The sequence below is a fragment of the Streptomyces inusitatus genome, assembly GCF_014651115.1.
GTDB lineage: Bacteria > Actinomycetota > Actinomycetes > Streptomycetales > Streptomycetaceae > Streptomyces > Streptomyces amakusaensis.
In genome coordinates this window covers 61,823-83,674 of record NZ_BMWG01000003.1, presented here as the reverse complement: position 1 = coordinate 83,674, position 21,852 = coordinate 61,823, and the positions used below count along the sequence as shown (strand labels likewise).

The window sequence follows — 21,852 nt, the reverse complement described above, 5'->3', positions numbered from 1 at the left end:
GGGGGGGCCGGGGGCCCCGCGGCGGGGGGGGGGGGCGCCGCCCCTGCCGGAAGGCGGGGGGGGCCCCCGCCGCCCGGGGCCGGGGGGGCGCGGGCGCTCGTCGGTCGTCAGCCGGTCTGGCGGGCCTTGCGGGCGAGGGCGGCCGAGTTCAGGTGGCCGGAGGCGATGTCCGCGACCCGCTGCGGAGTGACCTCCAGGTGCGGCGCCAGGTCCTCCCTGGTGTGCTGGCCGTCGAGGAGCGCGCGAACGGTGACCTGGCGCTGCTCGCGTAGCCAGCGCTGGAGCGCCGGGACGTCCTTGAGTGCGCGGCCGAGGAGCTGGGCCTGCTCGATGGTCGGCTCGCCGGCGAGGGCGGCGAGGGCGGCGAACGGTTCGGGAAGCTGGGTGCGTGCCATGCCTGAAGGATAGTGGCTAGACACTACGGGCGCGGCTCCGGGCCGCCCCGGAGGTGGCCCGGCAAGGCTCTGACCTGCAAACTTTCCCCGATTTTCCTGGAATCACCCGGAACCCCCGGGGGCGTACATGCGTTGGATATAGTGACTAACCACTACAACCCACCACTCAAGGGATCCCGAAATGGACGCCACCCAGGCCCTCAAGATCCTGACCAACCACGCGGGCAACACCTTCGAGGCCGCCGAGGGTGCCCGCACCCGGCTGACCGAAGCCTGCGCGATCAAGGGCACCGACCTAACCTCCCTGATGGAAGCCGTCATGGTGGCCGACAGCGAGGTCAAGCCCTGGGCCGACCTGCTCGTCCGCATCGAGCGCCACGGCGTCCGCGAGGGCCTTGACCGGCAGCGTGCGAAGGCGACCGAAGACCTCGTCTCGTACGGGATCGCCCTGAGCGCGAGCCTGGTCACCAACGCGGCCCGCCTCCACGGGCACGAGGGTCTGCGGCGCTTCCTGAGCGCCACCAGCGGCATGGGCATCGACGACGACCAGGCTCCGGCCGAGGAGCCCGCCCCGGAGCCCGCCCCGGCGCCCGAGCCCGCGCCGGTCGAGATCCCGAAGGCGACCCCGGCCCAGAAGCGCACGCTGGCCGCCATCGAGGGCGACAACATCCGGCTCCAGGAGTTCGCCATCGGCAAGGGCGTGAAGGTCATGTCCGAGAAGGCCGAGCGACCCCGCAAGGACATGGTCGAGTGGGTGATCGAGCAGGGCTGGGCCAAGTACACGGGCGGGACGTCGATGAGTGCGGGCCGGACCGTCGGCCTCACCGCGGTCGGTACGGCCATCCTCGGCGGCTGACCGCCACCCGAACCGTGCCCGGCCACCGGGCCGCGCCCCTTCCTCCAGAAAGGGCACCACCATGAACGCCACCCAGCTCCCCACCGCCCGACAGGTCCACGACCTCGGCGACGCGGTCGGCAGGATCGCCGGTCTCGCGGCCCTGTCCCTGTACGGGTCGTTCCCGCACCTCGACCTCGACCGCCTGACGGAAGCCTTCACCACCGACAAGGCGATCTCGTTCATCGGCCGCCGCTACCTGGCAGCCATCGAGGAGGGCAAGACCCCGGGCGAGTCCGCCGGTGAGGTCGGGAAGGCCCTGATCTACGCCTGGGCGGACGCCCGGCGGGAGGCCCGCACCCGGCTCGACCGCGAGAAGGTGGAGAGCCCTGCAACGTCCTGACCTGCGATTTCTTGCGATTCCTCGGGTTCCACCCGAAACCACAAGGGTCGTACACGCGTTGGACATAGTGACTAACCACTACATCCCAACCTCACAGGAGCCCGCCATGTCCGTAGACCTCACCGCCCAGCGCTGGATGATCCGCTACTCGTACGCCATCAAGGCCGCGAACGCCCGTGACGGCCGCGACGGCCGCGAGGTGAACACGACCTACCTCAACAACGGCGAGGAGCACCTGAGCCCGCAGGAGGCGGCGGCGGCCATCGCGCGCAGCTTCCGCCACACCGGCCCCTTCGAGGACATCGAGATCTGGCAGGAGGCCCCGGAGGCCCGGGACGCGCGCCTGGCCAACCGGCGCCGCGAGGAGGCCCGCGACCGGGCCGGCATGGGCTGGGACATGGGCGGCGCGAACTGACCCACCCCGACCACTGACGGCCCGGCAACCGCCGGGCCGCCCCCATTCCAGAACGGAGGCCCGCCAAATGGCGAGCATCACGATCAGCCACACCCGAGCCGAGGGCACCGTGCTCGACGGCTCCGCCAAGGGAGACGGCGTCTACGAGATCGTCAAGGACCACGGCTTCCGGTGGTCCCGGCACGTCGGCATCTACATCCGCAACTCCCGGGACAAGGAGGCGCAGCACTGGCGGATCAACGGGGCCAAGGCCGCCCTGGAGGCCGCCGGCCACGAGGTGACCGTCGAGATCAACGAGGGCGAGCGGCGGACCTTCGCGGAGGCCGAGGCCGACCGCGAGGAGCGCGCCGAGGACCGCGCCGAGCGGTTCGGCGACCGCGCGGGCCGGGCGGTCGCCTCGGCCGACGCCCGGCGGGCGACCGCCGACAACATCAGCCGGAGGTTCGAGTTCGGTCAGCCGATCCTCGTAGGCCACCACTCGGAGGGGAAGGCCCGCCGGGACGCCGCCCGGATCGACGCGAACATGAGGAAGTCGTTCGAGGAGCGCGACCGGGCCTCGTACTGGGCGAACCGGGCGGCGGCGTCCGAGGGCTACGCGGAGTTCCGGAACAACCCGCAGCGCACGCTGCGGCGGCTGGAGAAGCTGCGCGCCGACCTGCGCGCGCAGGAGCGCTACCGGGACCAGGAGAAGGAGGCCGGCCGGGAGGGCGGACGGCACGAGCGGCTGATCCTCGACCTGACCGAGGAGATCGAGTACTGGGAGCGGGTGGTCGCCAAGGCCGAGGCCGAGGGCGTGAAGATCTGGGGCCCTGCGGACTTCGTGGCCGGTGACTTCGTGCGCACCCTCGGCTCCTGGTACGAGATCGAGCGGGTCAACCCGAAGACCCTGTCGATCGCGTGGAACCTGCGGCTGGCACCCAAGCAGGTCATGACCTGCGAGGACGCCACGGATCGCGGCCGGGTCTGGACGCACACGGTCGACTACACGAAGGTGTCGGCCCGCTGCCCGGGGGACGCGATGCGCGCCTTCATGGCCGACGGGAAGGTCCCCGGTACCAAGTCGGCGGCCGAGGCGTCCGAGCAGCAGCCAGCGAGCGCCCTGCGCGAGGCCGAGGCGGCGAACCCGAAGCCGAAGAAGAAGTCCACGAGCGACCCGAAGGTGCCGAAGAAGGTGTTCGTCGAGTGCCCGATCGGCGGGGCCGAGGCGACGATGACGTGGTGGAACGGCGGGAGCCGCCCGCACAAGGACTTCCAGCCGGTGAAGCTCACGCCACCGGACGGCGAGAAGTTCAACCGGACGATCTACGGGCGCAACCTCCGGGGTGAGGTCGCCCGGGTCCTGGCGGAGCACGGGTACGAGTGCGGCCCGGACGACTGGGCGCTGTCCCGGGACCGGAGCGGCTACGTGCGGACCATCAAGCCGGTGGAGCTTGCCCCGGTCGAGCCGGAGCCCGCGCCGGCTGAGCCCGAGCCTGCTCCGGAACCCGAGGAGCTGCGGGCGGCCGAGCCGGAGCCGGAGCCCGAGACGCCGAAGATCTGGGGGAGGGCCGACTTCAAGAAGGGCGACTTCGTCCAGACCGAGAACGGCTGGTTCGAGGTGACCCGGGCCAACCCGAGGAGCGTGTCCGTGCCCGGCGAGCCGTACCTGGTCCAGTGGGCGCTGGTGACCGGCCGCCGGAGCGCGGCCGAGATGGCCGAGGCCCTGGCCGCCGCTCACGCCGAGGAGGACCAGGCGGAGCCCGAGGCCCCGGCGGAGGACACCCCGGGGGCGGACGGAGAGACCCCGGAGGGGAGCGAAAAAACGGCTCTGACCTGCGAAAACTCGGAATCTACCCGGAACCACACGGACCCTCCCAGCGTTGGTAATAGTGACTACCCACTACACCCCACCACCAAGGAGGCCCCCCCCATGCCCGCCACCACCACCCGCGCCCGCAAGACCGCCAAGGCCGACGCCCCGGCCAAGGCCGAGAAGAAGACGGCGGCCCCGGTGGCCCCGGCCGCCAAGCCGGTCGAGATCAAGACCGTCCAGAAGCGCGTCCCGGTCGACCGGATCGACCGCGACCCGAGCCAGCCGCGCAAGACCTTCGACCCGGTCAAGCTGGAGGAACTGACCGGTTCGATGCGGGAGCTGGGCCAGCTCCAGCCGGTCAGCCTCCGGTACGTCCCGGGCACCAAGCGGTACGTGCTCGTCCTCGGCGAGCGCAGGTGGAGGGCCGCCCAGGCCGCCGGGATCACCGAGCTGGACGCGGTGGTCACCCACGGCCTGGTCGAGGGCGACCGCGAGACCCTGGCCCGCCAGGTCGCCGAGAACGTCGGCCGCGCGGACATGACCCCGATCGAAGAGGCCGAGAGCTTCAAGAGGCTGACCGACGCCGAGTACAGCATCGACGAGGTCTCCAAGATGGTCGGCAAGAGCCCGGCCTACGTCGGCTGGCGGATCGACCTCCTGCGCCTGTGCGAGCCCGCCCGCGAGGCCCTGGGCAAGGGACACCTCCCGGTCGGCCTCGCCTGGTACGTCTCCCTGCTGAACTGCGACAACCAGATGCGGTTCCTCACCCGGTACGCCCGGGGCGAGTTCAAGAGCACCCGGGACGCCGAGGCGTTCGCCCAGGCGGCGCGCACGGAGGAGAAGCGGGTGGAAGGGCAGGGCTCGTTCTTCGTCCTGGCCGACGAGGCCGCGAAGCCGAAGGACGGGCAGGAGTCCCTGCCCACCCTCGACGTCCCCGCCGAGGAGCGCGAGCGGATCACCACCGACCGGACCAAGCTCGTCGGCAAGATCGACAAGCTGAGCGTGGCCGGCGAGATCCTGTCCGAACTCGCCTCCGCCGACCCCGAGGAGCTGGCCCTGCTGCTCGCCGGAACACCCGGAGGCGTCCCCGGCCACCAGCTCCGGATCGAGCACCTGCGTGAGCTGACCCTGCGCGCCACGAAGAAGCTCCGCGAGGCCCAGGCGATCGCCTCGGTCCGCGCGAACGCGATCGAGATCAACCCGGAGGCCGCCGCCTCGTCCTCGGCCGCCTGACCACCCGCCCCACCGCGCCCCGCCCCGAGAAGGGGCGGGGCGCACCCATACCCGAACGGTGCGCGGAAGGGGGCGAAAACGGCCTTTTTCCCCACCTACCCCCAGGCCCAACGAGGCGGTCACAGCGGCTCTCACGGGTTTTAGGCCCCCAGCCCCCCGCCTCCCCCCTCCACCACCCGACCAGATGAAGGAGCCACCATGCGATTCCCGACGAACGTCCTCTCGGCCCTCGCCGACCCGCGCACCGAGATCCGAGGCGACCAGGTGAAGATCCCGTTCGAGCTGGACCGGCCGGTCTACGAGGCGCTGAACGTCGTGCTCAAGGAGATGGGCGGCCGGTGGGACGGCCGCAAGGCGGTCCGCGCGCACGTCTTCCCGCACCGGATCGAGGAGCACTTCGCCCAGTGCATCGCGGCCGGCGAGTACCCGTCCCGGTACGAGCAGGGCTGGTTCCCGACCCCGCACGCGCTGGTCATGCAGGTGTGCGACCTGGCCGGGATCTACGCCGGGATGAGCGTGCTGGAGCCCTCGGCGGGCGCCGGGGCGCTCACGCAGGAGGTCGCCAAGCGCGGCGGCCTGGTCGACGCCTACGAGGTCGACGAGCGGCGCGCGGACATCCTGCGCGAGCAGGGCGACTGCCGCCGGGTGTTCGCCGGCGACTTCCTCGCCCAGGACCCGATGGAGTACGCGGAGGGCTTCGACCGGATCGTGATGAACCCGCCCTTCTCGAACGGCCTCGACCACATCCAGCATGCGATCGGGTTCATGAAGGACGACGGGATCTTGGTCTCGGTCATGAGCGAGGGGCTGATGTGGCGGTCGGACCGGAAGACCAGCGAGTTCCGGGCGATGGTCGAAGAGGTCGGCGGGGAGATCGAGCCGCTGCCCGCCGACTCGTTCGCGGTCTCCGGGACGAACGTCCGGACGTGCCTGCTGTACCTGCCCGGGTACGCGGGCGGGCCGCTCCGGACGCACGACTGGCTGAACCGGCAGCCGAAGCAGCTCGACCTCTTCGAGTTCGCGGCCTAGGTCGCTGACCTGCACTTTCTCCGAAAACCTGGGGGTTTCCCCGGAACCACAGCGGCCCCTCACGCGTTGGTAATAGTGACTACCCACTACACCACTCGGCACCCAAGGGAGATCCACATGACCACCCAGCCCACCCCCGAGGACGACTACGTCTACAACCCGTTCCCGCCGGAGTTCGTCTCCGACGAGCCCATGGAGGTCTCCGGGCGGGACATGGGCTACCTGATCCCGTGGATGAGGGCCCAGCTCACGGCCCAGGCCAGGCACGACGACAACTCGGACCTCTGCCAGGCCCTCACCGCGATCCTGCGCCAGGCCAGCCAGACCTACGGCACCGAGCCCGGGAACCAGGAGACCTGCGTCTGCCGGGGCTAGCCTCCGCACCCCCTCCGGCCGGGCCACCAGGGCCCGGCCGGACCACCCCACCCAGAAGGGACACAGCAGCATGAGCGACGCTCTGCGACTCGCCACGTGCACGTTCCAGGAGTTCGCCCCGCACATGGGCACCCCAGTCCGCACGACGGCCGGCCACCCGCGCTTCTCGCTCTCGTACCAGCTCGGCGGGCACGCCCGGCTGGTCACCCCGTCCTGGAACCTCGTCCGTGCGAACCTCGCGGCGGACGCGTACGAGTTCCAGTACCGGCGCCAGCTCACGGCCGCCGGAGTCGACGCGATCCGCGACGAGCTGACCGCCATCGCGGGCGCCTTCGACCTCGACGCCCCGGCCGTCCTCCTGTGCTTCGACCGGCTCAACAAGCCCGGCCAGTGGTGCCACCGAACGATGCTCGCCGCCTGGTGGACCGAGCACACCGGCGACCTGGTCCCCGAGCTGGGAGCCCAGCCGGCGCGGCCCAACCCCACCCTCTTCGACTTCTAGCAACCCCGTCCCGGACGGGCGGAGGCGGGAATCCCCGCCCGTCCGGGTCGCCAACCGAACCGGCCTCACAACCGAAGGAGCCCTGATGGGCATCATCGACACCCGCGTGATCGACGACATGTTCGGCCCGCTCGACTGCCAGCTCGCCCCCGACAACCGGTGGAACGGCTGGCTGTCCCCCGCCTTCACCCTCGACGCCACCCGGCAGCTCTCCGCGCAGACCCTCCGGATGGCCGACAAGTACGGGTACGACAGCGTCGACACCATCCACGTCATCGACGGCCGCGCGGACAGCGCGGAGACCGTCCACATCATCGACAGCGGCCTGACCTACGAGATCAACGACGAGGGCGACACCGCGCCCCTGGCGGTCGCGGTCCGGATCAACTGGCGCGCACTGAACCGCGGCGAGTCCGGGGCGACCGAGATCACCCGGGCCAACGCCAGGACCCGCAAGGCGTCCCGCAAGCGGACGCCCGGCGGCCGGGGAGCCCGCCGCCAGGTCGTCATCCAGATCTGCTGGATGTACGCCGATGAGAGTGACACGGCCGCCAACGTCGTTCCGCTCCGCGACGGCCGGTACAGCATCGGCGGCTGGGAACGGGCGTGGCACTTCGCGTCCTGGTGGTGCGTGTGCGGCTCGGCCTCGGACTGGCACGAGCCGGCCTGCGAGGACTGCGACCGCTCGCGCGACGACCAGCCCCCGGTCTCGGCCCCGATGCGGATCGCGGCCAGCCGAGTTGCCGAGACCCTTCACCGCCTGGCCCCCGAAGCGACATCGGTGCTCATTGAGACCGGCACCGGCCAGCCCTACATCTGCTCCGTGTTCGCCGGCGAGGCCGAGATCGACACGGCCGACGACACCGGCCCGCTCGACACCGAGACGCTCGGCGCGGCCGACGAGATCCTGCGCCAGGCCGTGGACACCGCGAGCGGCCCCGGCGAGCTGACCGAGGCCGGATGGCACCGGGTCGAGGACGAGGCCTTCAGCACCGTGTACCGGATCGTCTTCCCCTCCTGACCCCCGGCGGCCGGGACGAGGCGCACCAGCGCCCGTCCCGGCCGCCCCCCTCCACCCCGACCGGAAGAAACGAGGACGTCACATGACCACCCAGCCCCCCACCCGGCCCGCCTACCCGCTCCCCGACAGCGGCACCCTGTCCGTCGCCGCCCAGACCGCGCTGAACGCCAGCCACCAGGCGGCTTACCGCCTCGGCCGGGTGATGGCCGTGGTCGCCGCGGCGGCCGTACGGGACATCCTCACCGGCCACGACCACGAAGCCGCGTTCGACGCGGCGGGCGTCGAGCTGACGGAGACGGCCGACGGCTCGCTGCAAGCCACGGGCTGGTACTGGACGGCCGCCGGCGAACAGCACACCTTCGCCGAGGCCATCGGCGAGCGCGAGGCCAGCTGGTCGGTGTCTGGGATGAACGAGTGGACGTCGTACCTCGACGACAGCAACCGGGATGTCTGGCACCCGCTGTGCACCGAAGCGCTCGACCGCGACGGCTGCCCCGCCTACCGCCTCGACCTCGCCAAGGCGGCGGCCCTCCCCATCGACTGACCACCCCTCACGGCCCCGGGACGGGCGAGGGCGGGAATCCCGCCCGCCCCGGGGCCGCCCCCTGCCCGACCGAGAAGACCTCACGGAGGAACCGATGATCGAAGTCATGGTCTGCGCGAACGACCGCGACCGCTACCCGGCCTGGATCGACCCCGCCGACACCCAGGACGGGTACGTGCGGCCCTGGTTCGACCTCGACACCGTCCAGCGCATCGCGGACGACACCCAGGCCGAGGCCGCCGAGCACGGACACGGCTCGGTGGACACCGTGCACGTCCTCGCCGGCCAGCTCGACGGCGCGGGCTGCGCGGTCGTGCTGAACATCTGCTGGATGTTCCTGGGCGGCGAGAAGCGTCAGGAGGCCGTCGAGGTCTGCCAGCCCAACGCCGCCGGCCGGTACGCGATCGGCGGGTTCGACTGGTGCTGGTATCTGCTCGACGAGCGCCTGAACCCGGTGATCCCGCCGCAGATGAAGCGGCAGCCGCTGCTCCGGTTCCCGAGGCAGCGGTACTGACCTGCGGTTCTTTGCGGTTCCTTTGGTGAAAAAGGAATCACAACACGATTACCCTAAGCACACTTGGGTATGATGGTTGTAGATCAACCAACCACCCAAACACGTGCCCCCCGGCCGGATGGGCGAGGGCGGGAATCCCGCCCACCCGGCCGCAACTGACAGCCTCACGAGGAGCCCCCCCTTGCCCTACATCGACTCCACCACCATCGCCTGGGCGGCCGGCTCCGCGTCCACGTACAAGCACGACGGCTCCGAGCTGACCGTCATGAGCTGGTTCTGCGGCGCGGGCGGCGACACGCAGGGCGCGGACGCGGTCCCCAACGTGAGGGTCACCCGGGCCGCGAACCACTGGGACGTGGCCCTCGCCACGCACGCCTGGAACAACCCGCTGTGCGAGGTCTGGAAGGGCGACATTCGCCGGGCCCCGGTCGAGAAGTGGCCGGTCTGCGACATCTTCTGGGCCTCCCCGGAGTGCCCGAAGTGGTCGGCGGCCCGGGGCGTGAAGCGCGACTTCGACAAGACGCTCCAGGGTCAGATCGACTTCGACGAGCCCGAGTTCAAGACCGACAAGGAGCGGCGGGCGGCCGAGGAGCGCTCGCGCGCCCTGATGGAAGAAGTCCCCATGTACCTGCGCGGCGTGATCGCCAGGGGCGGCCTGGTCAAGGCGGGCGTCGTCGAGAATGTCATCGACTGCCGCGACTGGGACGACTGGGACCGGTGGATGGCCGAGTTCGACAAGATGGGCTACGAGACCAAGGTCTGCGCGATCAACAGCATGCACGTCGACCCGCGCAGCCTCGACCACATCCCGCAGAGCCGCGACCGGCTGTACGTCGCCTACTGGCACAGGAGCCTCGGCCGCACGCCCCAGTGGGACAAGTGGATCCTGCGCCCCGAAGCGTTCTGCTTCAACTGCGACGAGAAGGTCGAGGCCATCCAGGTCTTCCGCAAGCCCGGCAAGGACATGGGCCGGTACCGCCAGAGCTACGACTACCGGTGCCCCCGCAAGAGCTGCCGCGCGATCGTCGAGCCCATGGTGCTCCCCGCAGCTGCCGCGATCGACTGGTCGCTCCCCGGAACGCCGATCGGCGACCGCCCGAAGACCGACGACTGCCCCGAGGGCCTGGCCCCGGCCACGATCGCCCGGACCCGCGCAGGGTTCGCCCAGTACTGGGGCTGGGGAGCGGAGGCGGCGGACGACGACCAGGGCTCGCTGTTCGGCGGACTCGACGACACCCCGCAGTTCACCCAGGCCGGGCCGCTCCTCGTCCCGACCGGCGGGACGTGGAGGGACAAGGCCGTCACCCTCGACCGGCCGATGTCGACCCGCACGACGGTCGAGACCGACGGCATCGTGATCCCGCCCATCCTCGTCCCCTGTGAAGGCCGCGACGGCAAGAAGCCGATGAGCGTGGACGACCCGCTGCGCACCCAGACGGCCCGCCTGGAGACTGCCCTCGCATACCTGCCGCCCTTCGTGATCCCGATGCGGGGCGGCGGCGACAAGGAGAAGGCGCGGCACATCAGCTCCCCGCTCCACACCGTGTCGGCCGGCGGGAACCATCACGGCCTGGTGACCGCCCCGGATCACCTGCTCGTCCCGTACTACGGCAACGGCCAGGCCCGGCCGGTCAGCCATCCGATCGGTGCCCTCCCGACCCGCGACCGGTACGCCCTGGTCGCGGGCGCCCGCGAGTTCAGCATCGACGAGGTCCTGTTCCGGATGCTCCAGCCGCACGAGATCAAGAGGGCGATGGCTTTCCGGGCGGGCTACAAGGTCATGGGATCGAAGCGGCACCAGGTGCGCCAGCTCGGCAATGCGGTCACCCCCGGGGTCGCCGAGAACCTGTACTGCGCGCTGTACGAGGCGATCACGGGCGAGGAACTGCCCCGGTTCGCGGAGGGGCGAGGTCCGCTCTCCCTGACCATGGCCGCCTGACCTGCGATTTCCTGCGATTTCCTCGGGTCTCCCCGGTGCCCCCTGGGGAGACCAGCGTTAGACATAGTGACTAACCACTACAGTCGCTCCCCATGGAGGCCACCATGCCCGCCACCACCACCCCGGTCCTCACCGCCCTGGCCGTCGGCACCGAGGTCGCCACCATCGGCACCTTCCACCTCGCCGAGGTCGTCAGCTCCGAGATCACCGAGCGCGGCAACCGGAAGACCATCCTGCGCTGGACCGAGAGCATCCCGGCCGCCAGCGTCATCAAGAACGCCGAGACCGTCTGGGCGCAGGTCCCCGGGCGCACCCCGCAGTCCATCGTGACCACCCGCAACTGACGCGGGCGCGGCCAGCGGGGGCGCGTAAGCACTGGGAATCCCGCTGGCCGCAAACGCCCAACCGAGGGGCCTCACAGCCCGACCAGGCGTGAGGCCCACCGTACCCCCCCTTTCAGATCACAGGAGGAACGCGTGAGCATCCAGACCACCACCACCGAGAGCGTCGAGTTCATCATCGTCGGCCAGGACCAGGGCACCGGCTACACCCTGTGGGACATCGCCCCCGCCCCGACCAACCCCGGCCGTCGGGCGGCGGTCCTCGAAGAGCTGGGCGTCGACGCCATGGACGCCTTCGGCTCGGTCCACACCGAATGGGCGGCCACGCCCCGCGCGGCCGTGAACCGGCTGCTGGCCGCGATGCGCGACCAGTCCGGCCTGGACGACTACGACCTGACGGCCGACAGCCAGACGGAGAACCTGGGCCCGGAGGAGCCCACGCCCGCCACCGCCGGCGAGGCCCTGCGGCGCGCACTGAAGGCCGCCGGGATCGACACCGATGTCGACGGCGAAGTGGCCGACACCTGGGCGATCGTCGACCTGCCCTGCGGCGCGGAGATCTGGATCACCGACCGGATCACCACCCGGATCGGCGGCCTGGCCGACGAGCACAAAGGCTGGAAGGCCGAGTTCTACTCGACCGGCAGCGACAGCAGCGTCCGAACCGACCTGTACGTCTCGGAGGACACCGACCTGGCGGCCGACACCAACGCGGTCGTGAACGCGGTGTTCACCGCCGTCCACGCCGACCACCACGAGACGCCGCTGCCCCTCGCCCCCCAGACCCTCGACAGCATCGCCGCCAAGGTCCGCCCGCACCTGCCCGACGCGGCGTTCCTGACGCTGGACGCGGCGGACGGCACCCTGCGGGCTGTCCTCGACGAGAACCGGCGGACGATCTGGTACGCCCCCGCGAGCCCGATCGGCCTGCCGGACCCCGCGATCAGCGAGGTCGAGCGCCTGGCGAACCTGCTCCTCGACCCGGCCGGTATGGAGCGCATCCCCGGCCACGACGACACCAGCGAGATCACCCTGCCGCGCCCGTAGCACCCCGAGCACGGCCGCGCCGGGCGGACACCCGCATAGCAACCCGCCCGGCGCACCTCCTCCACCACCCGAAACGCGAAGGAAGGACCCCACCATGACCCACGAACTCCCCTTCGTCCAGTTCCGCCCGTATGGCCCGGACCGTTTCGCCGCGCACCTGCCCTTCGGCCGGGTTGGCCACCTGTTCACCGTCCCCGGGAGCTTCCCGGCGGACACCCCGGCCCACACCAACGTCACCGACTGGGAGATGGCCACGTACCGCTCGTACGGCGAGTGGGAAGTGCGGGACGTCAACGGCAACCGGCGCGTCTGGGGCACTGGCCCCACCCGGCGGGCCGCGGTCGGCTTGGCCCTGCTAGAGATCGCCCGCAAGCGCCGCGAGCGCGCGGCGGACATCGCCGAGAAGCGCGTGAAGGTCCTCGGTCTGGAGCCCGTCCCCCCGTTCGCGGTCGAGGTCACCGGCGCGGTGACCCTGGTCCTCTCCCCGCAGGCGATCGGCATCCTCCGCCAGATCCAGCCGAGCGAGACCGGACCGGCCCGGTACGCCGTGAACGACGTCGACGGCGGCGAGCCCTACGACATCCGCGCGGACGACTCGGTCACCCTGCGGACCACGCAGGTCGGCGTGTTCCACGACCGGTGCGGCCACGACCCCGAGGACGCCTACCGGTTCGAGAACCAGATCGACGCCGAGGTGTACGCGAGGCACGCGCTCAGCATGTGCTGGCCGTGCAGCGGCCTCAACGACTGAACCCCGCCCACCTTGTGGGGCCGCGACCACCGGTCACGGCCCCACAAGGGGTCCTAAGTCCTGAACCGGCCGAGCCTCACCACCCCCCACCGGGCGGAAACGAGGCGGCCACAACCCCACCCAAGACGCCACCCGGGCGGACATCCCCGCCCCCCACCCGACCAGGAAGGCCCCGAAATGGCCGGTCAGCTCGCCCTCGACCTCCCGGGCTTCGGCCCCGAGGTGCCCGACCTCGCCTCATATCACCGGATCGTGGCGAACCTCTCCGGAGGCAAGGACAGCATCGCCATGCTCGTCGAGCTGCTGGCGCACGCGGAGGCCGCCGGCGTCACGGACCGGATCGTCGTCGTCCACGCCGACCTCGGCGACGCCGAGTGGGAAGGCACCCGCGACCTGGCCGCCGAGCACGCCGCTGCGTACGGCCTCCGCTTCGAGGTCGTCGCCCGCACAGGCTCGGGCCTGATCGAGCGGATCGAGGAGCGCGGCATGTTCCCCGACGCCGAGAACCGTTGGTGCACATCCGATTTCAAGCGTGGCCCCGTGCGGCGGCTGTTCACCGCCCTGGTCCGCGAGCTGGAGGCGGCCGGGCACACCGGCCAGGTCCGCATCCTCAACGTCATGGGACTGCGAGCCGACGAGTCCCCGGCCCGCCGCAAGCTGATCGCCTTCACCCACGACGGCGCGTGGACGTGCCCCTGCCGGGAGTGCCGCCGGCGACGCGCGATCGCCGAGCCGTACAAGGCGAAGAAGCTGCCGGTGCCGAAGCACGCCCGCACCGGCCACGGCGCGTCGAACAGCCTCCGGCACGTCGACACCTGGCTGCCGGTGCACTCCTGGTCGACCGACGACGTCTGGCGCACCGTGCGGGAATCCGGGCTCCGCGTCCACGACGCCTACCAGGCCGGGATGCCCCGCCTGTCCTGCGTATTCTGTGTCCTCGCCTCGCGGTCGGCGCTCGTCCGCGCCGCCCAGCTCCAGCCGAAGAAGGCAGCCCGCTACGCCGCGGTGGAAGCGAAGATCGGGCACCGGTTCCGCCTCGACGTCTCCATGGCCGAGATCATCGCCGAGGCCGAAGCCACCCCCGCGGTCGCGGCGGTCGCCTGCTGGGAAGGCTGACCGCGTGTAGGATCGCCACGCGCGACCGGCCCTCGTGGCTGGTCCCGGCGCTGGTAGTGCAACAGCAGCACGCCCGACTTCCGGTCGGGAGGTCCAGGTGCAAATCCTGGTCGGCGCTCCACATCAAAGCCCCCCGGATGGCACCCGGGGGGCTTCGACCGTTCCCGCCCCCGCTCTGGCCTGCGACGACGTGATCCCGAGTCGGCTACCATCCCGGCCCGCCCGACACGCCGAACCCCCGGAGCGCCGATGTTCCACGGCTCGATCCCCTCCGACATGTGCCGCATCGTCCGAGAACACGTCTCGCTGTGGACCGACGTCACCGACGTCTACAACGTCTGCTGCGGGAACTTCACCGTGGAGAAGACGATCGCCTCGCTCGGGAAGCAGCTCCACTCCTGCGACGTGCTGATGTACTCGACCGCCATCGGCCGGTACCTCGCCGGCGACCCGATGCCGCTCGTCCTCACCGAGCAGGCCGCCGGCGAGTTCCCGTGGGTGCTGGAGCACCACGAGACCCCGGCCGACCAGCTCGCCACGATGCTGCTGTGCACCCGCCTCGCCCCGCTCATGGGCAAGAAGGAGACCCACGCGTACTGGGCGAAGGTCCGCCGGGCGTACGAGCAGCAGTGGCCGGACCTCCACGCCAAGACCGTCGCCAAGGTCACCGCGGCGGCCGACGTCCTCAAGCTCGCCTCCTACAGCGCCGAGGACGCCCTGACGTGGGTCGACAAGATCCCGCCCGGGGCCGGCGTCGTGTCGTACCCGCCGTTCCACGGCGCCGGGGCCGCGTTCGTCCGCGACTTCGCCAAGCTGGAGGAGATGTTCGAGTGGGAGCCGCCACCGTTCACGATCATGGAAGACCCGGAGCTGGAGTACCTGATCGGGAGGATCACCGACCGGGACCACTGGCTCCTCGGCACCAACGAAGAGGTGCCGGAGATGGCGCCGTTCCTGCGCGGCCGGACCCGCACGACGAACCGCGGCATCCCGATCTACGTCTACGCCAACAGCGGCCCGATGCGCCTGGTCGAGCCGAGGCAGAAGACCGAGGCGTGGCCCGGCCCGCACCTCGCAGACGAAGAACTCGGCGACAGCATCAGCCTCGCCGTGCTGTCCGGCGGGCAGTTCGCCGCCCTCCGCTCGGCGTACATGAACGCCAACATCCGGCCCGGCAGCGAATCGCTCGGCGTCGCCGTCCTGGTCGACAAGAAGCTCGTCGGCGTCTTCGCCTACTCGTGGGCCCCGACGCTGGGGAACTGGGGCGCCCACCTGCCCCAGCAGCCCACCGTCTACATGCTGTCCGACTTCCCGGTCTCGACCAGCCGGTACGCGAAGCTGTCGAAGCTGATCGTCATGGCCGCGATCAGCCGCGAGGCGCAGTTGCTCACCTGGCGGCACGGCCACCGCCGGTACCAGTCCCTCGCTACCACGGCGTTCACGAAGCGCCCGGTGTCGATGAAGTACCGCGGCGTGCTCCGCCTCCTCAAGCGTGATCAGAAAGACGTGCTGAAAGAGGACTGGGCGAAGGGCATCGACCCGAACGACTCGTACTACGCCCAGCAGTACCAGCTCCAGTACGGAGCCCCCTTCTCCGGCAAGCCGCTCGCCGAGGTCCTGGTCGAGTGGAAGAAGCGCTACGCCAAGGACGTGAAGAAGCGGTGAGCCAGTCAGCCCGCCTCGGTCGGCTCGGTCGGCTCGGTCTCCTCGCCCCCGTGCTGGACCCACCACTCGTACGACACCAGCACTGCGCGCGGCGTCCCGTGCCTCTCCACCACCGTCGCCTCGCCGGCGAAGTGGGCCGCGTCGACCCGCTGCCCGAGCTGCTTGCGCAGGTCCATGACTCCGATTCGCTCCATGCGGCGAAGAGTACACACGGTGCGAACGGTACTGACAGTACGGACAGTACGGTTTGTACCGTGATCATGCTTACGTGCACGAAGTGCAAGGCCGAGAAGCCCGAGACTGAGTTCCACGCCTGCAAGACGACCGTCACCAGGCGGCGCCCCGAGTGCAAGACGTGCCGGAAGACCGAGCGTCGCGCCCGCTACGAGGCGAACCGCGAGAAGGAGGCGGCGCAGATGCTCGCCTACCGGCAGGTCGAGGCGAATCAGCAGTCGGCCCGCCGGCGAGCCCGCGAACAGAAGGCAGTCGCTCGCCAGGACCCGGCGTACCGGAAGCGCGAGACCGCGTTCAACCGCGAGTGGCGGCGCAGGAACCCGGAGAAGATGGCCGCCGCGAACGCCCGACAGCGTGCGCGCGGCCGGTTCTCCCCGGACTGGACGCCCGAGGAGTGGGCGGCCCTCCTCGACCTCTACGGCCACCGCTGCCTCGCCTGCCTGACCACCGGCGTCCGGCTCCAGCCGGATCACGTCGTCCCGCTGTCCTGGCCCGGAGCCAGCAACGCCATCGACAACATCCAGCCGCTGTGCGGCCCCTGCAACCTGACCAAGAGCGACAAGCACATCGACTACCGCCCAGAGCTGAAGGGGACACCCTCATGAAGACCGAGATCCGCACCGGAGACCCCCGCTCGCTGAGGCTCCTCGACTTGAACGCCCGATTCATGCGGCACGAGCAGTACCAGCAGCTCGTCGCCAACGTCCGCCGCGACGAAGCCCTCACGAGCACGCCGTTCGTCTGGCACGACGTCGAGACCGGTGACCGGATCGTCTTGTCGGGGAACCACCGCACCAAGGCGTCGATCGAGGCCGGGATCGACGAGATCACCTGGCTGGAGACCTCCGACGCGCTCACCGAGTCGCAGCGCCTCGCCATCCAGCTCTCGCACAACAGCATCGCGGGAGAGGATGACCTGGCGATCCTGAAGTCGCTGTACGAGCGGATCGACGACCTCGACCTCCGCCAGTACGCCGGCCTCGACGACGCCACGCTGGAACTCCTCGCCGACCTCGACAGCCCCTCCCTCGGCGAAGCGAACCTCTCCTTCCAGACCCTGGCGATCGTGTTCCTCCCCGACGACCTCAAGGACGCCCAGGCCGTCATCCGCGAAGCCCTCGGCCTCGCCGCGTCCTCCGACGCCGTCTGGGTCGCCGCCCTCCGCCAGTACGACCAGACTATGGCCGCCCTTGACCTCGCCTCCAAGAGCGCCGACGTCACCAACGTGGCCACGGCCTTCGGCCTCATCCTGGAGAGCTTCAAGGACCACGCTGCCGAGCTGGTCGATGCCTGGTTCGACCGTGACACAGGAGAGCCCAAGCACCACGGCATGGCCCCGCTCCTCACCCTGTTCCACACCGACGCGATGCCCACTAAGTCCGCCGCGATCGTGGAGAAGGCCCTCCAGCAGGCTGTAGCCCGTGGCGACGTCCCCGCCGAGCACAGGCACAAGGCGCTCGAACTGTGGGCACGCCAGTACCTCGACACCCCCGCCTAGGCCCTCATGAGTACCAACGCCCCTCCGATCACGCTCAGTACGACCCTCGACCCCTGGGAGCAGCAACCCGACGAGACGCCCCGCAAGCACGGCCAGTTCGTCACGTACCGCGACCTCGGGCGGACCCGGACGCTACAGAAGGCTGCGGAAGGGCTACAGCTCCACGCGGTGACGGTCCGGAAGGCGGCGGCGAGGTACCGGTGGCGGGACCGCGTGGAGGCGTGGGACCGGCATCTGGACCGGCTGTACGAGGCCGGGTGGGTCGAGGAGCGGCGGAAGGCGGCCGAGGCCGACGCGAGGATCTTGGGTGCGGCGGTCGGCAAGCTGGCGCAGCGTCTCGGCACGCTCGACGCCGGGTCGATGTCGGTCGGGGACTTCATCCGTCTGCTCGACGTCGCCATGCGGCACCGGCGGACGCTGTTCGGCGACCCCGGGGCGACGATCGCGGTCACCGGCGTGGGCGGGAACCCGCTCGCGGTGCAGCTCGCCGAGTTCGCGCAGATGCCTGCGGAGCAGCGGCACGTCCGCCTCGCCCAGCTCGCGGCGTCGGTGAGCCGCCGGCTGGACGCGGTCGAGGGCGGCGACGACGACAGCGTCGACGGCGAAGACGACAGCGACGACGAGTGAGGGCGCGGCCGGTAACCGACGAGCTGGAGCACCTGGAAGACGCGGAGGTGTACCAGCGGCTCCAGGCTGCCCAGAAGGCGATGAGCCTGGAGATCCTCCGCGACCCGGCCACCCTCGCCCGCGCCCTTGACCCGACGTACCGGATGCGCCCGCACCTGAAGGTGATCAGTGACGCCCTGGTCGGTCTGAGGAACGGCGACTACGACCGGCTGATGGTCTTCACCCCGTCCCAGGTCGGCAAGAGCACCACCGTGGCGGAGTGGTTTCCGTTCTGGTGGCTGTGCCACCACGGAGAGGACCGCGTTGCCGTCACCTCGTACTCGGATGACCTGGCGATGCGCCGGGGCAAGGCGATCCGGCGGTACATCGCCGAGCACGGCCACGAGTACGACCTGGCGCTCCTCGCCGGGTCGGCCGCCGCGCAGGACTACGACACCACGAAGGGCGGCGGCGTCCGCTCCGTCAGCATCGGGTCCGGTCTCACCGGCTTCGACGTGAACCTCCTGGTGGTGGATGACCCGCACAAGGACCGGGCCGACGCAGAGTCACCACGGGCGCGGGAGCACGTCCACGACTGGTGGTCCTCGGCCGCGCTGAAACGCCTTCAGCCGGACCGGAACGCCGTGGCGGTGGTCCAGACCCGCTGGCACCCGGACGACTTCTCCGGCCGCCGGCTGGAGGAGGAAGGCCGCCTGGAGGACGGCGGCCGGTGGAAGGTCATCCACTTGCCCGCGATCGCCAACCCGTCGAAGTTCGGCCCGGACCCGCTCGGCCGCGAGGACGGGGAGCCGCTGCCGCACCCGAAGATCCCCACCCGGCAGCGCAGGAAGCTCATCGCCTGGTGGGACGACGTCAAGAAGACGTCCACGGTGCGCGACTGGCACGCCATGGCTCAGGGCGACCCGCAGCCCGCAGAGGGCGCGCTCGTGTCCCGGGATCTGCTGCGGATGATCCGCGACCCCGGCACCACGGTCGAGCCGCAGAAGATCGCCGTGTCGATCGACCCCTCCGGCGGCGGCCGGGACACCGCAGGCATCATCGGCGGTTTCCTCGGCGACGACTCCCGCGTGTGGGTCACGCACGACCTGTCCGGGCCGATGTCGTCGGCCGAGTGGTCCTCGGTCGCGTGCATGCTGGCCCACGAGACCAACGCCAGCGTGATCTTTGTGGAGTGGAACTTCGGCCGGGACATGTGCGAGCTGGCGATCCGCACGTCGTGGGAGATGTTGCAGCGCGAGGGCATGATCCCGGAGACGGTCCTGATGCCGCTGATCGACCCCGTGCGCGCCAAGCAAGGCAAGTTGTTGCGCGCGGAGCCGGTGGCGCAGCAGATGGTTCAGGACCGGGTACGGCTCCGGGGCGCGTTCACCGACCTGGAGAACGAATGGGCGACCTGGCAGCCCACCGATCCGGACTCGCCGGGCCGGATCGACGCCTCGTGCGTCCTCGTCTACGGCCTGATCCCGGAGGCGAACAAGGGAGCCATTGTCCATGCCCCGTTGCCGACCGCCCCGAGGCCGACGACCCCGGTGCAGGCGGCCAGCGCGTACGCACGCCGGATCGGAAAGTGATCAGGTGGGGCACTGCCGCAGGGCGGGATTGCCGTCCTCGGGCCGGGGCGGTGGCCGCCGAGTGTGGATCACTCTCGGCGCTCCCCTAGGGCACTGGCGTCGAGCAAGACCACCGACCCCGGCGCCCGGAAGGATACCCCTGGTCCCTGGCATGCTGCCGTGCATGAACACGATTACCGAGACGGCGATCCGGCAGCACCTGGCCGACAATCCGGAGACGAACCGCGCGGCGCTCACCGACCCCGAGTGCGCCGCGACCGTGAACCGGCTGCTGCTGATGCTCACGCACGTCGACTCGGCGCTGACCGCTGAGGGCCTGTCACCGGAGGTTCGGCAGCGGGTCGCCGGCCGGGTCGCCTCCGACTGCCTCGGCACCGACGAGGCGAACGCCCGGATGGTTGAGCGAGACCGCGCCATGCGGGACATCAAGGTGACGGGAGCCGCCTACGCGGCCCTGAAGTTCTAGCCCCGGGCAGCAGTCGGCCGCGCCCGGTCCGGGGAGGGGTGACGGATGAGCGCCGATCCGGGGATCGCCAAGGTGTGCCTGAAGGAGCCGTGGCATGCCCGAACCATGATCATTGCTGACCCCGTGGGCTCACCGTAACGAATTGGTGAAAAGACTGTGGGGTCTCGGGACTCGTGAATGCAGCAGAGGTGCTGGCGAGGGGGGATCGTCCGTCAATTTATGGCGGAAAGTTGCAATGGATATCGCTGCTGCTCACTGATACCCGTGGGTCGATTTGCCCCTTTTGCTCCGGCCTCCCGTTGGTGCGCCACCCCGGGGTTTCTGGCGTGCAGTTGCAACTGACCTGCGGTTTTACCGCGCTTCGGAGGCCCTCGACGGAGGCGTAGGGTTGTCCTTGCTCAGTGAAATGCCGCGAGCCCCGCTGCCGTACCGAACTTTCGAAGGTGTGGTGCGGCAGGGGGCTCACCAGGAATGCGATCAATTTCGAACTATCCAGCCAAAGGAGTTTCGTCGTGACCGGTTCCAAGAATGACACTACCCCCTCTTCCGCCTCACCGTCCGGCGGGGGCTCGCACGAAGAGCCCCCAGGACCGCTGCTGTCCCAGCGCACCGTGACCATCGGTACAGCGGCGGCGGCCGGCGGGGGCCTCATCGGCACCCTGACCTACGTGGAAACGGGGAGCCTCGCCGGAGCCGTGTTCGCTGGCCTCCTGATCTTCGGGGCTGCCGTGGGGAAGTTGCACAAGGTCGTCGGCAGCTGACCTGCCGCCGGGAGAAAAGGGCCCGGGGTGCGCTCCGGGCCTACCCGTTTCGACGGGCCCGGCCAGGGGTTCATGACCCATCGCCGGGAGAGTGCCGGAGCGGACTCGCCTCGCTGGGTAGTTGACGCGTCGCGGCCGACCGTGGCCGCGACGCTACTCGTTGAGGTAAGCCTTCGGGATGAGCATCGTCCCGCCGCCGCATGCGCGCGGGTCCGTCGAGTGGAAGGTGATCTCCAGATCCCCCGCGGCGGTGACGCGATCTGTCGTCGTCATCGTTCCCGACTCGCGCAGTGAAGCGCTCAGTTCAGAGATGAAGTCCTCAGCGTTTTTGCCCATGCGCGGAGGGTACTGGGAGGCCGCCGGCAGCAGGGCCGGAAAAAGCCCCGTCAGCCGGTAAAGAAGTCGCCGTCGCCCAAATGGCAACGGATGGCGTAGACCGGGCTTGCCTGAACCGTTGGCAGGCGCACGGCCGGCCCGGCCACACTGGTCGGATGAAACTGCCGCGTGTCCTGTGTAGGAAGTGCGGGCGGCCGATCGCCGCCGGGCCGGTCGCCGGCCGTCTGTCCAAGGGCCGCCCGTGGCGGCATGACCCGATCATCGAGCGGCGCGAGCCCGGCGCGCTGCTGGTGTCCTGCGGCGGGTCGCTGGAGATCGTCGACCTGCCGTACGGGCAGATGGAGATCCCGACCGGCGGGCCCGACCCGGCCAGCGAGGACACCGCCGAGGAGGAATCGCTCCTCTTCGTGATCTGAAAACAGGGTTTGACCTGCGGGAACAT

26 protein-coding genes and 1 tRNA gene are annotated in these 21,852 nt (G+C 70.4%); 24 read left to right on the top strand and 3 right to left on the bottom strand.

Annotated elements, in window-relative coordinates:
• Nucleotides 1-107: 107 nt before the first annotated feature.
• The gene (locus IE247_RS07810; RefSeq protein ID WP_190122210.1) at nucleotides 108-395 is read right to left on the bottom strand and encodes a sigma-70 family RNA polymerase sigma factor; all 288 of its coding nucleotides are present in this window, start codon (nucleotides 393-395) and stop codon (nucleotides 108-110) included.
• Between the two features lie 181 nt (nucleotides 396-576).
• On the opposite strand from IE247_RS07810, the gene IE247_RS07805 reads away from it, so the two are divergent.
• From IE247_RS07805 to IE247_RS07720, 17 genes are all read left to right on the top strand, one after another.
• Nucleotides 577-1,251 carry a hypothetical protein gene (locus IE247_RS07805; protein ID WP_190122209.1) on the top strand — a complete coding sequence of 225 codons (675 nt, stop codon included), beginning with the start codon at nucleotides 577-579 and terminating at the stop codon, nucleotides 1,249-1,251.
• Between the two features lie 61 nt (nucleotides 1,252-1,312).
• On the top strand, nucleotides 1,313-1,633 hold the full coding sequence (locus IE247_RS07800) for a hypothetical protein (RefSeq protein ID WP_190122208.1): 321 nt from the start codon (nucleotides 1,313-1,315) through the stop codon (nucleotides 1,631-1,633).
• Nucleotides 1,634-1,739: 106 nt separating this feature from the next.
• Entirely contained in the window at nucleotides 1,740-2,048 is a 309-nt protein-coding gene (locus IE247_RS07795; protein ID WP_190122207.1) for a hypothetical protein, read from the top strand.
• A gap of 67 nt (nucleotides 2,049-2,115) precedes the next feature.
• Nucleotides 2,116-5,073: a ParB/RepB/Spo0J family partition protein gene (locus IE247_RS34185; protein ID WP_229868835.1), complete on the top strand. Its 2,958-nt coding sequence runs from the start codon at nucleotides 2,116-2,118 to the stop codon at nucleotides 5,071-5,073.
• Between the two features lie 198 nt (nucleotides 5,074-5,271).
• Nucleotides 5,272-6,102, top strand: a complete 831-nt coding sequence (locus tag IE247_RS07780) for a methyltransferase (RefSeq protein ID WP_190122206.1) — start codon at nucleotides 5,272-5,274, stop codon at nucleotides 6,100-6,102.
• A 117-nt stretch (nucleotides 6,103-6,219) separates the two neighbouring features.
• A complete protein-coding gene (locus IE247_RS07775; RefSeq protein WP_190122205.1) occupies nucleotides 6,220-6,477 on the top strand; it encodes a hypothetical protein in 258 nt (85 codons plus the stop codon).
• A 70-nt stretch (nucleotides 6,478-6,547) separates the two neighbouring features.
• Complete coding sequence (locus tag IE247_RS07770) at nucleotides 6,548-6,979, top strand: hypothetical protein (protein ID WP_190122204.1); 432 nt, start codon at nucleotides 6,548-6,550, stop codon at nucleotides 6,977-6,979.
• A gap of 85 nt (nucleotides 6,980-7,064) precedes the next feature.
• Nucleotides 7,065-8,000, top strand: a complete 936-nt coding sequence (locus IE247_RS07765) for a hypothetical protein (protein ID WP_190122203.1) — start codon at nucleotides 7,065-7,067, stop codon at nucleotides 7,998-8,000.
• An 82-nt stretch (nucleotides 8,001-8,082) separates the two neighbouring features.
• Nucleotides 8,083-8,544, top strand: coding sequence for a hypothetical protein (locus IE247_RS07760; RefSeq protein WP_190122202.1), 462 nt, complete (start codon nucleotides 8,083-8,085; stop codon nucleotides 8,542-8,544).
• Nucleotides 8,545-8,638: 94 nt separating this feature from the next.
• On the top strand, nucleotides 8,639-9,058 hold the full coding sequence (locus IE247_RS07755) for a hypothetical protein (protein WP_190122201.1): 420 nt from the start codon (nucleotides 8,639-8,641) through the stop codon (nucleotides 9,056-9,058).
• Between the two features lie 181 nt (nucleotides 9,059-9,239).
• Entirely contained in the window at nucleotides 9,240-10,997 is a 1,758-nt protein-coding gene (locus tag IE247_RS07750; RefSeq protein WP_229868833.1) for a DNA cytosine methyltransferase, read from the top strand.
• A gap of 92 nt (nucleotides 10,998-11,089) precedes the next feature.
• Nucleotides 11,090-11,341 (top strand): hypothetical protein, encoded by a 252-nt coding sequence (locus IE247_RS07745; protein WP_190122200.1) that lies wholly within the window; start codon nucleotides 11,090-11,092, stop codon nucleotides 11,339-11,341.
• Between the two features lie 132 nt (nucleotides 11,342-11,473).
• On the top strand, nucleotides 11,474-12,385 hold the full coding sequence (locus tag IE247_RS07740; protein WP_190122199.1) for a hypothetical protein: 912 nt from the start codon (nucleotides 11,474-11,476) through the stop codon (nucleotides 12,383-12,385).
• Nucleotides 12,386-12,479: 94 nt separating this feature from the next.
• Entirely contained in the window at nucleotides 12,480-13,136 is a 657-nt protein-coding gene (locus IE247_RS07735) for a hypothetical protein (RefSeq protein ID WP_190122198.1), read from the top strand.
• A gap of 177 nt (nucleotides 13,137-13,313) precedes the next feature.
• Nucleotides 13,314-14,252: a phosphoadenosine phosphosulfate reductase domain-containing protein gene (locus tag IE247_RS07730; protein ID WP_190122197.1), complete on the top strand. Its 939-nt coding sequence runs from the start codon at nucleotides 13,314-13,316 to the stop codon at nucleotides 14,250-14,252.
• A 47-nt stretch (nucleotides 14,253-14,299) separates the two neighbouring features.
• Nucleotides 14,300-14,373: transfer RNA gene (locus tag IE247_RS07725), tRNA-Gly, on the top strand.
• Between the two features lie 128 nt (nucleotides 14,374-14,501).
• A complete protein-coding gene (locus IE247_RS07720) occupies nucleotides 14,502-15,917 on the top strand; it encodes a putative antirestriction adenine methyltransferase (RefSeq protein ID WP_190122196.1) in 1,416 nt (471 codons plus the stop codon).
• A 5-nt stretch (nucleotides 15,918-15,922) separates the two neighbouring features.
• Here IE247_RS07720 and IE247_RS07715 read toward each other — a convergent pair whose 3' ends face one another.
• Entirely contained in the window at nucleotides 15,923-16,111 is a 189-nt protein-coding gene (locus IE247_RS07715; protein ID WP_190122195.1) for a type II toxin-antitoxin system Phd/YefM family antitoxin, read from the bottom strand.
• A gap of 66 nt (nucleotides 16,112-16,177) precedes the next feature.
• Between IE247_RS07715 and IE247_RS07710 the strand changes: the two genes are divergently transcribed.
• The 6 genes from IE247_RS07710 (at nucleotide 16,178) to IE247_RS07685 (ending at nucleotide 21,074) form a co-directional block, all read left to right on the top strand.
• A complete protein-coding gene (locus IE247_RS07710) occupies nucleotides 16,178-16,756 on the top strand; it encodes an HNH endonuclease (protein WP_229868935.1) in 579 nt (192 codons plus the stop codon).
• Nucleotides 16,753-17,649 carry a hypothetical protein gene (locus tag IE247_RS07705; protein ID WP_190122193.1) on the top strand — a complete coding sequence of 299 codons (897 nt, stop codon included), beginning with the start codon at nucleotides 16,753-16,755 and terminating at the stop codon, nucleotides 17,647-17,649. Before IE247_RS07710 ends, IE247_RS07705 begins: the two co-directional genes overlap by 4 nt.
• A 6-nt stretch (nucleotides 17,650-17,655) precedes the next feature.
• A complete protein-coding gene (locus IE247_RS07700) occupies nucleotides 17,656-18,276 on the top strand; it encodes a hypothetical protein (protein WP_190122192.1) in 621 nt (206 codons plus the stop codon).
• Complete coding sequence (locus IE247_RS07695) at nucleotides 18,273-19,847, top strand: hypothetical protein (protein WP_190122191.1); 1,575 nt, start codon at nucleotides 18,273-18,275, stop codon at nucleotides 19,845-19,847. Before IE247_RS07700 ends, IE247_RS07695 begins: the two co-directional genes overlap by 4 nt.
• A 163-nt stretch (nucleotides 19,848-20,010) precedes the next feature.
• Entirely contained in the window at nucleotides 20,011-20,313 is a 303-nt protein-coding gene (locus IE247_RS07690) for a hypothetical protein (protein WP_190122190.1), read from the top strand.
• A gap of 512 nt (nucleotides 20,314-20,825) precedes the next feature.
• Nucleotides 20,826-21,074 (top strand): hypothetical protein, encoded by a 249-nt coding sequence (locus IE247_RS07685; protein WP_190122189.1) that lies wholly within the window; start codon nucleotides 20,826-20,828, stop codon nucleotides 21,072-21,074.
• Nucleotides 21,075-21,227: 153 nt separating this feature from the next.
• Here IE247_RS07685 and IE247_RS07680 read toward each other — a convergent pair whose 3' ends face one another.
• On the bottom strand, nucleotides 21,228-21,410 hold the full coding sequence (locus IE247_RS07680) for a hypothetical protein (RefSeq protein ID WP_190122188.1): 183 nt from the start codon (nucleotides 21,408-21,410) through the stop codon (nucleotides 21,228-21,230).
• A 155-nt stretch (nucleotides 21,411-21,565) separates the two neighbouring features.
• Here IE247_RS07680 and IE247_RS07675 point away from each other — a divergent pair, with 155 nt between their 5' ends.
• Complete coding sequence (locus IE247_RS07675; RefSeq protein WP_190122187.1) at nucleotides 21,566-21,826, top strand: hypothetical protein; 261 nt, start codon at nucleotides 21,566-21,568, stop codon at nucleotides 21,824-21,826.
• The last annotated feature ends 26 nt before the right edge of the window (nucleotides 21,827-21,852 follow it).

What these genes read in the sequence shown, in the direction of transcription:
- IE247_RS07770 (WP_190122204.1), top strand. Translation starts at nt 6,548, where the DNA reads ATGAGCGACGCTCTGCGACTCGCCACGTGCACGTTCCAGGAGTTCGCC.
- IE247_RS07780 (WP_190122206.1), top strand. Translation starts at nt 5,272, where the DNA reads ATGCGATTCCCGACGAACGTCCTCTCGGCCCTCGCCGACCCGCGCACC.
- IE247_RS07800 (WP_190122208.1), top strand. Translation starts at nt 1,313, where the DNA reads ATGAACGCCACCCAGCTCCCCACCGCCCGACAGGTCCACGACCTCGGC.
- IE247_RS07715 (WP_190122195.1), bottom strand. Translation starts at nt 16,111, where the DNA reads ATGGAGCGAATCGGAGTCATGGACCTGCGCAAGCAGCTCGGGCAGCGG.
- IE247_RS07680 (WP_190122188.1), bottom strand. Translation starts at nt 21,410, where the DNA reads ATGGGCAAAAACGCTGAGGACTTCATCTCTGAACTGAGCGCTTCACTG.
- IE247_RS07805 (WP_190122209.1), top strand. Translation starts at nt 577, where the DNA reads ATGGACGCCACCCAGGCCCTCAAGATCCTGACCAACCACGCGGGCAAC.
- IE247_RS07675 (WP_190122187.1), top strand. Translation starts at nt 21,566, where the DNA reads ATGAAACTGCCGCGTGTCCTGTGTAGGAAGTGCGGGCGGCCGATCGCC.
- IE247_RS07810 (WP_190122210.1), bottom strand. Translation starts at nt 395, where the DNA reads ATGGCACGCACCCAGCTTCCCGAACCGTTCGCCGCCCTCGCCGCCCTC.
- IE247_RS07710 (WP_229868935.1), top strand. Translation starts at nt 16,178, where the DNA reads ATGCTTACGTGCACGAAGTGCAAGGCCGAGAAGCCCGAGACTGAGTTC.
- IE247_RS34185 (WP_229868835.1), top strand. Translation starts at nt 2,116, where the DNA reads ATGGCGAGCATCACGATCAGCCACACCCGAGCCGAGGGCACCGTGCTC.
- IE247_RS07765 (WP_190122203.1), top strand. Translation starts at nt 7,065, where the DNA reads ATGGGCATCATCGACACCCGCGTGATCGACGACATGTTCGGCCCGCTC.
- IE247_RS07755 (WP_190122201.1), top strand. Translation starts at nt 8,639, where the DNA reads ATGATCGAAGTCATGGTCTGCGCGAACGACCGCGACCGCTACCCGGCC.
- IE247_RS07700 (WP_190122192.1), top strand. Translation starts at nt 17,656, where the DNA reads ATGAGTACCAACGCCCCTCCGATCACGCTCAGTACGACCCTCGACCCC.
- IE247_RS07705 (WP_190122193.1), top strand. Translation starts at nt 16,753, where the DNA reads ATGAAGACCGAGATCCGCACCGGAGACCCCCGCTCGCTGAGGCTCCTC.
- IE247_RS07720 (WP_190122196.1), top strand. Translation starts at nt 14,502, where the DNA reads ATGTTCCACGGCTCGATCCCCTCCGACATGTGCCGCATCGTCCGAGAA.
- IE247_RS07745 (WP_190122200.1), top strand. Translation starts at nt 11,090, where the DNA reads ATGGAGGCCACCATGCCCGCCACCACCACCCCGGTCCTCACCGCCCTG.
- IE247_RS07760 (WP_190122202.1), top strand. Translation starts at nt 8,083, where the DNA reads ATGACCACCCAGCCCCCCACCCGGCCCGCCTACCCGCTCCCCGACAGC.
- IE247_RS07690 (WP_190122190.1), top strand. Translation starts at nt 20,011, where the DNA reads ATGAACACGATTACCGAGACGGCGATCCGGCAGCACCTGGCCGACAAT.
- IE247_RS07730 (WP_190122197.1), top strand. Translation starts at nt 13,314, where the DNA reads ATGGCCGGTCAGCTCGCCCTCGACCTCCCGGGCTTCGGCCCCGAGGTG.
- IE247_RS07735 (WP_190122198.1), top strand. Translation starts at nt 12,480, where the DNA reads ATGACCCACGAACTCCCCTTCGTCCAGTTCCGCCCGTATGGCCCGGAC.
- IE247_RS07775 (WP_190122205.1), top strand. Translation starts at nt 6,220, where the DNA reads ATGACCACCCAGCCCACCCCCGAGGACGACTACGTCTACAACCCGTTC.
- IE247_RS07795 (WP_190122207.1), top strand. Translation starts at nt 1,740, where the DNA reads ATGTCCGTAGACCTCACCGCCCAGCGCTGGATGATCCGCTACTCGTAC.